We start from the raw sequence: 11,029 nt of genomic DNA, 5'->3' as shown, positions 1-11,029 counted from the left end.
CACGGTCTGTGCCGTGGTCTCCGCCGAGTTCCTGGAGATGCAGCGCGAGCTGGGCAACGACCTGGTCACCCCACGCCCGGAGTACGACTTCCCCGGGCTGCGCCCCGGCGACCGCTGGTGCATGGTCGCCGTCCGCTGGCTCCAGGCGCTCCAGGCGGGCGCACCGGCCGGGGTGGTGCTGGCCGCGACCAACGCCCGCGCCCTGGAGGTGGTGCCGCTGGAGGCGCTGCGGTCCCAGGCCGTCGACGTCCCGGACGACCTCTCCTCGCTCTGAGCTGCAGCCCGGGCCAGGATGGGCGGGTGACCGACCGCCCGCCGCTGCCCCCGTTCACCGCCGAGACCGCCGCCGCGAAGGTGCAGGCCGCCGAGGACGCCTGGAACAGCCGGGACCCCGAGCGGGTGTCACTGGCCTACACCGAGGACTCGGTGTGGCGGAACCGGGACACCTTCGTCACCGGCCGCGCCGAGATCGTCGACTTCCTCACCGCCAAGTGGGCCCGCGAGCTGGACTACGTGCTGCGCAAGTCGCTGTGGGCGTTCACCGACGACCGGATCGCCGTCCGGTTCCAGTACGAGTGGCACGACGCCGACGGGCAGTGGTGGCGCAGCTACGGCAACGAGAACTGGGAGTTCGACGGGCACGGGCTGATGCGACGGCGGGAGGCCAGCATCAACGACGTCCCGATCACCGAGGCCGAGCGGCGGCTGACCGGCCCCCGCACGCCGGACGAGCCGGAGGTCCCGCTGCACTGAGCCACCGACTGTCAGCGGCGCGCGGTCGCGGCGAGCACCAGGGCGACGGTCTCGCCGGGCACGTCCCACATCGGGAAGTGACCGGAGCCGTCGAACCAGTGCAGCTCGGCGTCGGGGAAGGCCGCCAGCGCCCGCGCCGCCTGGCGGGCCAGGGTCACCCGGTCTCGCCGTCCCCAGCCGATGGTCAGCCGGCCGGGCAGCGACCCGGCCGGGGCACCCTGCTGGCGGGGCCCGCGGGCGAGGTCGGTGAGCACGGCGTCGAAGGACGGCGAGTCCGCGTACCCGGTGAGCTCACGGGTCACCACCTCGCCGTCCAGGGCCCACGGGCGGGCGGAGAACTGGGCCAGCAGCGCCGTCCGCCCGGCCGGGTTGCCCAGCACGGCGGGGAGCGCCGGCCGGATCCGGCGGACCAGCGCGATCGAGGCGCGCAGGCTGGCCAGGAACACCGCGGCCTCCCGGTCGGTCCAGAACCCGCCCGGGTCGAGGGCCACGGCGTCCCCGCCCAGCCCTCGCCGGGACAGCTCCAGCACCATCCGGGCGCCGAGCGAGCTGCCGACCAGCGGAGCGTCGGCCAGCCCCTCGGCCCGCAGCCAGTCGGCCACCGCGTCGGTCAGCGAGCCGAAGCCGGGGTCGGCCAGCGGTGGGGTGTCGCCGGCGAAGCCGGGCAGGTCCACGGCCACCACCTCGCGCGCCGCGGCCAGGCCGGGGAGCACCGGGTCCCAGGAGCGCCACGAACCACCCAGCCCGTGCACGAGGACGAAGGGGTCGCCGGAACCGGTCCGGTGCGCTGCGAGGTCCATCCCCGGCCCCTACCCCCGCCCCGGTCCGGCACCCGCGTGCGGCGGACGCCGCCTGGGCTGCGGATCCGGGGATGATGCGAGGGGTCGGGTGCAGGGCAGGACGCCGGGTCCGACAGCATGTGCGGTCCGGGGACACGGTGGACGCCCAGGTGAGGAGCGCGGACGGTGAGCACGTCGAGGAGCAACCGGGTGCGGGCGGCGATCGGCACGGTCAGCCTGACCGGGGCGGCGATGGGCTTCCTGTCCGCCTGCGGCGTCGCAGGTGAGGACGAGCAGGAGGCCGAGCGGGTCTACTGCGTCGACGAGCAGGACCAGGTCGTCGACGAGGAGCAGTGCGAGGAGGCCGAGCGCAACGGCGGCTTCATCGGCGGGGTGCCCTACTTCTTCCTGCTGGGCGGCTTCGGCGGCAACCGGTACGCGGTCGGCCAGACCATCCCGCAGCAGTACACCGGCGCGGCGACCCGGGTGAACCCCGCCGACACCACGGCGCGGTCCCGGGCCGGGCTGCCCGGCAGCGGCCGGGTCACCTCCGGCACCCGGATCTCCGGCGGCATCGGCTCGGGCCGGGTCGGGAGCGGGAGCGTCGGCTCGTGAGGCGGCTCTACGGCACGGCCCGGCTCGGCTGGGAGGCCGAGATCGAGAGCCAGGGGCTGGTCTACAACAAGACGACGGTCCCCGGCGGTGAGACCCGCTCGTACTGGCGCGAGGACGTCTTCTACGACTTCACCTCCGCCGAGATCGACCACCTCGCCGACGTCACCGACCAGCTCTTCGCCGCCTGCGTGGAGGCCGGCGACGTGGCGCTGGCCGACGAACGGCTGCTGGACCGGATGCGGATCCCGCACGACGCCCGGGAGGTCATCAAGGCCACCTGGGAGTCCGAGCCGCCCAGCGTCTACGGCCGCTTCGACCTGTGGTGGGACGGCGAGGGCGCGCCGAAGCTGCTGGAGTTCAACGCCGACACCCCGACCTCCCTGGTCGAGGCCGCGGTCGTGCAGTGGGCCTGGCACCTGGAGACCGGCCAGGGCCGCGACCAGTGGAACCAGCTCGACGACCGGCTGGTGGACGCCTGGCGGCGCAACCTGTCCCGCTGGGAGGCCGAGCACGGCCGCCGTCCCCGGGTGCACCTGGCCTGGACCGAGGGCGACCGCAGCGGTGAGGACTGGATGACGGTGGCCTACCTGGCCGACACCGTCCAGCGGGCCGGCTACGAGACGGTGGTGCTGACCACCGAGGAGCTGGCCCTGGACACCGGCGACGCCCGGTTCTACGACGGCAAGGGCAACCGGATCGACGTCGTCTTCAAGCTCTACCCCTGGGAGTGGCTGCTCGACGACGCCTACGGCCCCTCGGTGATCGCCGACCTGTGGACCCCCGACGGCACGACCTGGATCGAGCCGATCTGGAAGATGCTGTGGTCGAACAAGGGGCTGCTGCCGGTGCTCTGGCAGCGCTACGCCGACGACCCGGTGATCGCCAAGCACCTGCTCCCCGCCTACTTCGCCGACGACCCGCGCGCGGCCGAGCTGGAGCGCACCGGGTACGCCCGCAAGCCGCTGTTCGGCCGGGAGGGCAACAACGTCGAGCTGTTCGCCCCCGGCGGCGCGCCGCTGGCCTCGCTCGGCGGGAGGTACGGCGCGGAGGGGTGGGTCGTGCAGCAGCTGTGCGCGCTGCCGGACTTCGCCGGCCCCGACGGCCCGCACCACCCGGTGCTCGGCGCCTGGGTGGTCGACGGGGAGGCGGCGGGCCTGGGCATCCGGGAGTCCGACGGGCTGATCACCGACGACCTGTCCTACTTCGTGCCGCACACCATCGACTTCCGCCGCCCACCGAACACCACCTGGTCGGCCTGAGTCCGACTGCCGTCTCGGTTCGAGTGGGCACGCCTTCAAGGGCACGACGTCAGGCAGAGGCACCCGCAGCTCGAACATCGGCGGAGCACACAGGTTGCATGATTCATCCGCAGGAAAGGGTTCGATGGTCGGTCAGGTGTTGACATCACCGAAGTCGGGACGTCGTCGGGGGGACTGTCAACCCGCATACCGACAGAAAGGGCGCCGCGCCCCCATCGAGGTGGGCCAGGGATCCCACGAGTGACGGGCGCGGTGCACGAGGCGCAGGGGGCGGACCCGGCCCCTGCCTCCCGAAGTTGAACACAGCCCGCTGGGAAGGTCGTCGGTGGCGCGGATGCTGCCGGTTCTCCAGAGGAGCGAGATGTCGTCGACGACCGATCACGGGACAACAGTCCGAAGGCCCACGCGTCCCGACGCGGCCGCGGGCGATGCGATCGATGAAGTACCTGGGGACCCCACGGGCGGCGACGGCGTGCGGTACGAGTTCACGTCGGCGCAGGCGATCCGCGGCAACGTATCCAGGACGATCGCGAAGTGGCAGGAAGCCGGCTGGGAACTCGACAGCCAACGCCAGGGAGCACTGCGGACCGAGCTGACCTTCCGTCGCGTGAAGCCGAAGGGTCCCTGGCAGCAACTCCTGGCGTTCATTGCCACGCACTGGGCCGGCTTCGGCCGTCTGAGGCCGAGGACGCAGCAGCTCCTGCTGGCCGTGTTAGGCGGCCTCGTTGTGCTGACGGTCGTCGTGGGCATGGTCGTCGCGAACCAGGCCAGTGGCGGCACGAACGGTTCGGCCGCGCCAGCGACCGAGCCCGCAGCCGTGCCGAGTGACGTTCCGGTCGAGGTGCCGAGTCAGGCCGCGCTGGGGAGTGAGCCCGTAGGCGCGACGTATGCCTATCAGGGGCCGCAGTACGAGATCGTCGCGATCGACGAGGACCTGGGTCCGGCCGAGCTGGACCAGATCTGGGTGTACACGAGCCGGTTCGACTACTCGACGGATGAGTACAAGGACCAGGTGCGGATGATCTTCGAGGATGTCGCACACACCCGGAGCACGGCCAACCTCATCGTGCAGGTCGTCACCGACCGGGAAGTGGCCGAAATGGAAGCCTTCTCCACCATCGAGGACTTCTATGCGGAGCATGGGGACAGGTACGTCCTGGATGTCGTGCTCCCGAAGGAGGAGCTGCACTGGGTCGCGTGGTACACGGGTGGTTACGACTCCGATGCCGGACGGGCGAGCGAATCCGCCGACGCTTTCGAGATCGTCTGGCGGCCGGCTGCGACCCCAGAATTCGAGACATGGAAGCCGTCGCTTCAGCCTTGAGATAGATCACGGGAATGCGTCGATAAATCCGGGTGAGGCGTCGCCGCATCCCGGTGGTCACCTTCGGCAGGCTTCGCGGCGGAAAGATCGCCGAAAGGTGCACATGGACATCGCGGCCTACCTCGGACAGATCGGGCTGATGCCGGAGCAGGCCGCGGCCCCCGCGAAAGGCTGCACACGCTGAGTACGGGCCATCACGACGACGTGAAGCAGCGGAACGCGGAGCGCAAACCACCGCCCACTACACAAGTTCACTGTAGCCGAGCCCGCGGTCCACGCGGAGCCGGCGACGGGCGGGAACAGCCTGTCTGCTCCGAGCTCGACCAAGACCCGACGTTGGCGCAGGCGCAACGTCGGCCAGGAGTCGGCAGTGCACCATGGAGTCTTCAACACCGCTGCTGGCTCAGCCATATGACGGTCGGCACCTGATAGTTGTCGCCGACGAGGCGAGACCGCCCGAACATGCCAGTGAGCCTGGAGTCGCTGAGTCGATGTTGCGTACCGCCCTTGCGCTTCCCGGCGCGGTATTGCCGATCGCGGGCGGCGGATCTGGTCGCCCCATTGGCCTCGTGATGAGGGAGGTGCGCCAAAAGGAGTGCCTGGTTCTGGCGCAATCGACCTGGTCGTCTACTGGCCTGCGCTACGCGAGTGTCACTGGCCGGGCCATGCCCTATTCAGACCGTCAGGCGATGCCGATGGTCCCGGGCGGAAGGCCGATCGGCTCAACGGCCCTTCTTATCATGCCGAGCCAATCTCCGATTACGGAACCGAAAGCTTCTTGGCCAACACCCGCCAGGTAGACCGTCAGGTACAGCAGTCCTTCACGGGTTTTAGTAACAGCCGCCTGCTTGTCCTTCTTGGGTCGCGCAGTTCTTATCTGCACTAGCCGCCCAAGCAGCTCCTTGAGCTGATTTCGCGCCACGGTGACGTCCGTAGCCTTGAGATGCGCCCTTGAAATTGCACCCCTAGTGTTGCTGAGGATCGTCTGGGCCTTCGGCGGGGGCCGCCATTCGAGCTGCGCCAGCACTTGCCTGGACCTGCTGTCAAACAAGCGTGAGGCGGCAGTAGCCAAATCTAGAGTGGGCTGGAAGGTGAGCATCCCCTCCCGCAACTCGTGAGTTAGCAAAGACTCGAGGGCTTCAATGATTGCATCTAGGGCTTGATCGAGCGCATCGTCGGAAGGGTCCAGTCCGTCGATGACAGCTTCGACAGCGCGCACTGCGCGCTCAAGCTTTAGGCCTGACTCGGTCGCCCGGTAGCGCGGTTCCGTCACACCGACCTCCGGCTCAAGACTGCTCACAATCTAAGGTCCCGTGCATGGTGGGCCTCGCTGGCCACCGCTGCCAGTCGACGAAAAGATCGAGTCGCTAGCCCCAGGTGGGCGCCGGGTCCACGGGCCGGGCGGTGCTGTCGTCGGGGCGGGGTGCTGGGTCAGGTGGCGAGCGCGGGGGCGCCCGTAGCGTTGTGACCTCGTTGACGAGCAGGCTGGCCAGCGGCCGGTGCTGTTCAGGTGCAGCACGGTGCGCCGGCCGCTGCGGGCCAGGCGTCCAGCGGTGCTGAACATGCGTAGCTGGAGCCGCTTGGGGGTTCCCAGCGCCGGGCGGCATGACCGACCAGAGCCAGCATCCGCAGCTATGCGGTGAGCTCGCAGCGCTCACTGAGCCACCGCGGGCTGGCCGCTTGACGTGCCCGCTCCGCATGCTCGCCCGTCCGCAGTCGGCGACCAAAAGTTCGTGGGGTCACGGTCGCGCGATTCAGGTGTGGGCAGCCGCGGAGAGGAGCCAGTCGATGCGGCCGCCGTGGGCGGCGGTGTACGCCAGTGGCTCGCCGTCGAGGGCCAGCAGGAACCGGGCCTCCTCCGGGGCCGGCGGCTCGGTCAACCGCGCCCGGACGGCGGGCAGCACGCCCACGCCCTCCTGGGAGACCCAGCGCACCGGCAGCCCGGTGACCAGCTCGGTGAACGCCTGCTTCGCGGCCGCCGGCAGATAGGCCAGCACCGCGGTGTGGAAGACGACGACGGTGGCCTCCGCCGGCATCGCGGCAACCAGCCCGGGCAGCTGCTCGACCAGGTCGCCCTGCCGGATCTCGGCCGGTTCCCGGGCGGCGATCGCGGCGGCGGCGGTGAGCCGGTCGCGTCGCTCGTCCATGCCCGGCCAGATCAGCGCCTGCAGCCAGGCGACGTCGTCGGGGTCCGCGGGGTCGAGCGGGTTCACGTCGATGCCGGCCCGGCGGACCACGGGTGGCACCTCGGTCGGCACCGGCCCGCGCCCGGTCACCGTGCACCGCAGCTGCACAGTGCTGGGCGGGCCGACCCGGACCCCGGAGTACTCGTAGCCGTAGCGGTCCGGGTACAGGCACAGCCCGGCCGACGCGCCCACCTCGATCAGCGCCAGCGGCCCCGGCAGGCCGGCCAGCACCGGCAGCAGGGCCGCGCAGCGGGCGGCCTCGTTGGTCTGGGTGGCCCGGGCCAGCATCGTCGCCCGCAGCCGGTCGGCGTCGCCGGTGACCCGCTCGCGCAGCTGCCCGCCGTCGGCCGGCGGGCCGCCGTGCAGGTACTGCAGCGCCCCGAGCAGCAGGTTGGCCTGCCGCTTCGGCCGCGGCAGGGTGCCCAGGAAGTCCAGCACCTCGGCGTCCTCGGCGACCTCGGCAGCGAGCTCGGCGTACCGCGGGGAGACCGGCGCGGCCTCCACCTGGGCGAACCACCGGTAGTGGTCGGCCAGGTCGGTCAGCTCCTCGTCCAGCGACCTCATGTGGTGGTCAGGTCGCGCGGGGCGGTGGCGAAGCGGGCCAGGTCGTCGCGGGTCGGCTCCACCAGCACCCGGCCGTCGGGGGTGAGCACCACCGGCGCATCCGCCTCCTCGACCCCGAGCTCGGCGAGCAGCCGGGCGGCGGCGTCGTCCTCGGCCGGGTCCAGCCAGGTGTGCGGGACCCCGTCCTCGGCCAGCTGGGCTCGCAGCTCCGTGCTGGCCGGCCAGCGCCGGTCACCGACCACCCGCAGCCCGCTCGCCTGCCCGATGAGCATCGCCCGGCGCAGCAGGAACGACCGGGTGATGACGTCGGCCAGTCCCCGGTCGCGGGTGAAGACGGCGCGCAGCTGCTCCAGGCTGAGCACCAGCACCTCGCCGTCCTCGGCGGCCACCAGCGAGCGCACCGGCCGCTGCCCGGCCAGCATGTTCAGCCCGCCCAGGAACCGCCCCGGGCCGTGGACCGCCACGACCCGCTTGCCGCCGTCCGGGCCGCCGTCCAGCGGCCCCTCGACCACCGCGACGGTGCCGGCGAGGACGACGAAGAAGTCGAACTCCGCCTGCCCCGAGCGCAGCAGCACCTGCCCGCGGGTGGTGCTCAGCCGGCGCCCCACCCGCCGCAGCACGGCGGTGTGCACGTCGGACAGCCGTGGCGAGGCGCCGTCCTCCGGCGTCTCGGCGAGACGCTCGCCCGGCAGCACGTCGATCGCGGGCAGCTGGGCGGCCGGGGAGAGGGTGACCGACGACCGTGCCGGGGTGACCAGCTCGGCCGACGGGAGCAGGCTGCCGTGGCCGGGCCCGCGCGGGTCGGAGGTGACCAGTGCGGCGGCGAGCGCCTCGGTGGTGGTCGGGCCGTCGTGCCCGACGCCGTTGACGAAGAACGTCGGGGTGCCCTGCACCCCGCTGGCCTCCGCACCGGCGACGTCGGCGCGGACCCGGGCCGCGTGCGTGCCGCTGCCCAGCTCCTCGGCGAAGCGGCCGAGGTCCAGCCCGAGCGCGGCGGCGTGGTCGAGCAGCTGGTCGGCCTCGAGCTGGTCCTGGTGGGCGAAGAGCCGGTCGTGCATCGCCCAGAAGGCGCCCTGGGCACCGGCGGCCTCGGTGGCCTCGGCGGCGAGCTCTGCGTGCGGGTGGACGTCGGGCAGCGGCAGGTGCCGGAAGACGTAGCGCAGGTCGTCGCCGAACCGGCGGCGCAGCTCCTCGACCACCCCGCTCGCCCGGCCGCAGAACGGGCACTCGACGTCGCCGTACTCGACCAGGGTCAGCGGCGCGTCGACCGGGCCGCGGAGGTGGTCGACCTCCGGGTCGACCGGCGAGTCCAGCTGCCGGGGCCCGGCGCTGGCCACCTGGGGCTGACGTCGTCCCAGCGCCCAGAACCAGACCGCGCCCAGCGCTGCCGCCACCACGCCCGCGGCCAGGACGCCGACCATCGCCTCCTCGCGCAGCACCGCGTCGTCGAAGGCCAGGTCGGCGACGAACAGCGACACGGTGAAGCCCAAGCCGGACAACGCCGCCCCGCCCCACACGCTGGCCAGCGACACCCCGGGCGGCAGCGAGCCCATCCCGAACCGGACGGCGAGCGTGGACGCCAGCCCGATGCCGACGAACTTGCCGACGACCAGGCCGACGAAGACGCCGATCGTGATCGGGGAGGTGAGCGCGCGGTCCAGCAGCTCGGTGTTGAACTGCACCCCCGCGTTGGCCAGCGCGAACACCGGGACGACGACGTACCCGCTCCACGGCACCAGCAGCGCGCCGATCCGCTCGTTCGGCGAGATCGCCCGCTCCACCGAGAGCTTCGCCCGTCGGGCGAGAGCGACGTCGGGGGCCTGCCGGAAGGCGCGGGCGAGCGTGCCGGCGGACTCCACCTCGTCCCGGCGCGGCCGGTAGGCGCTGACCAGCAGGCCCAGGACGACGCCGCCGATGGTGGCGTGCACCCCCGAGGCGTGCATCGCCAGCCACATCACCACGCCGACGGCGAAGTAGGCCGGCCCGCGCCACACCTTCAGCCGGGTGAGCAGCCCGAAGGCGACCACGCACAGCGCGGCGACGCCGAGGGCGACGAGGTCGATGTCGTCGGAGTAGAAGACCGCGATCACGGTGAGCGCCCCGATGTCGTCGACGACGGACAGCGAGAGCAGGAAGACCCGCAGCTGGGTGGGGCAGCGGGAGCCGACCAGCGCCAGGGCACCGAGGACGAAGGCGGTGTCGGTGGCCATCGGGATGCCCCAGCCCTGCGCGCCGGGGCCACCGGCGTTGATCGCGAGGTAGAGCCCCGCGGGCACCACCAGCCCGGCGACCGCGCCGAGCGCCGGCACCGAGAGCCGACTGCGCTGGGTCAGCTCCCCCATCGACAGCTCGCGGCGCACCTCCATGCCGATGAGGAAGAAGAAGAACACCATCAGGCCGTCGTTGACCCAGTGCCGCAGGTCCATGGCGACGGCCATGGAGCCCAGTTCCAGGCTGAGCTCGGTGTGCCACACCCGCTCGTAGGAGTCGCCCCACGGGGAGTTGGCCCACAGCAGCGCGAGCAGGGTGCCGACGACGAGCAGCGCCGCGCTGGACGCCTCGGTCTGCAGGAACCGGCGGGCCGGGGTGGACAGCTGGGCGAGCAGGTGACCGGTTCGGGAGGCTCGGCTGGAGGTGCGGGACGGGGACGTCACGCGCTGTTCCTACCCTGCCGATGTGACGGCGCGGAATCCGCCGGACGACCCGTCCGGCGGAACCGGCCTGCCCGCCGGACGACCGTGCGGCGGCACGGACCAGCAGGAGGACCGACATGGCGGACCACGGAGCTCTCGAGGGCAAGGTCGCGGTGGTCACCGGGGCAGCGCGGGGGATCGGCCGGGCGATCGCCCTGGAGCTCGCGTCGACCGGCGCCGACGTCGGTCTGGGGCTCCGGGACGTCGCCTCCGACGGCGGGCTCACCGGGGAGATCGCCGCGCTCGGACGCCGGGTGGTCGCCGTCCCGATGGACGTCACCGACCTGGACCGGAGCCGGGCGGCGATCGACCGGGTGGTCGACGAGCTCGGGTCGGTCGACGTGCTGGTCAACAACGCCGGCGGCGGGGTGATGGCCTCGGCGCTGGAGCTGACCGAGGCGGACTTCGACGCCGTCTGGTCCCGCAACACCCGCTCGACGTTCTTCCTCTCCCAGCACGCCGCCCGGCACATGGCCCGGGCCGGCGGCGGGGCCATCGTCAACGTCGCCTCGCAGGCCGGGTTGGTCGCGCTGCCCGGCGAGTCCGCCTACTGCACCGCCAAGGCCGCCGTCATCCACCTGACCCGGTGCCTGGCCGTCGAGTGGGGCGAGCTGGGCATCCGGGTGAACGCGGTGGCGCCGACCTTCATCGAGACGCCGGGCACCGAGCCGGCGCTGTCCGACCCGGCGTTCCGGGCCGACGTCGTCGACCGGATCGCCGCGCTGCACCGGATCGGCCGGCCGGAGGAGGTCGCCACCGCGGTGGCCTTCCTCGCCTCCCCCGCCGCCTCGCTGGTCACCGGCCACACCCTGACCGTGGACGGCGGCTGGACCGCCCGCTGAAGAAGGACCCCGTC

10 protein-coding genes are annotated in these 11,029 nt (G+C 72.3%); 6 read left to right on the top strand and 4 right to left on the bottom strand.

All coding sequences use genetic code 11. The features are described from left to right. Together G5C62_RS04910 and G5C62_RS04905 are read left to right on the top strand one after the other, a co-directional pair. Positions 1–274, top strand: a 274-nt coding sequence (locus G5C62_RS04910; protein WP_164700096.1) for a DUF2237 family protein, incomplete at its 5' end; no start/stop codon positions are given. Positions 275–300: 26 nt separating this feature from the next. Further along, entirely contained in the window at positions 301–753 is a 453-nt protein-coding gene (locus G5C62_RS04905) for a nuclear transport factor 2 family protein (protein WP_164700097.1), read from the top strand. 11 nt (positions 754–764) lie between these two features. On the opposite strand, the gene G5C62_RS04900 is transcribed toward G5C62_RS04905, so the two are convergent. Further along, complete coding sequence (locus tag G5C62_RS04900; protein WP_164700098.1) at positions 765–1,553, bottom strand: alpha/beta fold hydrolase; 789 nt, start codon at positions 1,551–1,553, stop codon at positions 765–767. A 165-nt stretch (positions 1,554–1,718) separates the two neighbouring features. Between G5C62_RS04900 and G5C62_RS04895 the strand changes: the two genes are divergently transcribed. The 3 genes from G5C62_RS04895 (at position 1,719) to G5C62_RS04885 (ending at position 4,730) form a co-directional block, all read left to right on the top strand. Further along, positions 1,719–2,147 carry a hypothetical protein gene (locus G5C62_RS04895; protein WP_156119136.1) on the top strand — a complete coding sequence of 143 codons (429 nt, stop codon included), beginning with the start codon at positions 1,719–1,721 and terminating at the stop codon, positions 2,145–2,147. Continuing rightward, positions 2,144–3,406 (top strand): glutathionylspermidine synthase family protein, encoded by a 1,263-nt coding sequence (locus tag G5C62_RS04890; RefSeq protein ID WP_164700099.1) that lies wholly within the window; start codon positions 2,144–2,146, stop codon positions 3,404–3,406. Before G5C62_RS04895 ends, G5C62_RS04890 begins: the two co-directional genes overlap by 4 nt. Positions 3,407–3,731: 325 nt before the next feature. Further along, positions 3,732–4,730 carry a hypothetical protein gene (locus G5C62_RS04885; RefSeq protein ID WP_164700100.1) on the top strand — a complete coding sequence of 333 codons (999 nt, stop codon included), beginning with the start codon at positions 3,732–3,734 and terminating at the stop codon, positions 4,728–4,730. A gap of 682 nt (positions 4,731–5,412) precedes the next feature. Here G5C62_RS04885 and G5C62_RS04880 read toward each other — a convergent pair. From G5C62_RS04880 to nhaA, 3 genes are all read right to left on the bottom strand, one after another. After that, on the bottom strand, positions 5,413–6,030 hold the full coding sequence (locus tag G5C62_RS04880; RefSeq protein ID WP_164700101.1) for a hypothetical protein: 618 nt from the start codon (positions 6,028–6,030) through the stop codon (positions 5,413–5,415). A gap of 454 nt (positions 6,031–6,484) precedes the next feature. After that, complete coding sequence (locus G5C62_RS04875; protein ID WP_164700102.1) at positions 6,485–7,480, bottom strand: DUF2332 domain-containing protein; 996 nt, start codon at positions 7,478–7,480, stop codon at positions 6,485–6,487. Beyond that, positions 7,477–10,134 (bottom strand): Na+/H+ antiporter NhaA, encoded by a 2,658-nt coding sequence (gene nhaA, locus G5C62_RS04870; protein ID WP_164700103.1) that lies wholly within the window; start codon positions 10,132–10,134, stop codon positions 7,477–7,479. The genes G5C62_RS04875 and nhaA overlap by 4 nt, the downstream gene beginning before the upstream one ends. 116 nt (positions 10,135–10,250) lie before the next feature. On the opposite strand from nhaA, the gene G5C62_RS04865 reads away from it, so the two are divergent. Further along, the gene (locus G5C62_RS04865; protein ID WP_164700104.1) at positions 10,251–11,015 is read left to right on the top strand and encodes an SDR family NAD(P)-dependent oxidoreductase; all 765 of its coding nucleotides are present in this window, start codon (positions 10,251–10,253) and stop codon (positions 11,013–11,015) included. The last annotated feature ends 14 nt before the right edge of the window (positions 11,016–11,029 follow it).

This window comes from Modestobacter sp. KNN46-3 (assembly GCF_011039295.1).
The sequence above is the reverse complement of the archived record's forward strand: the minus strand, read 5'-3'. Positions and strand labels throughout refer to the sequence as shown.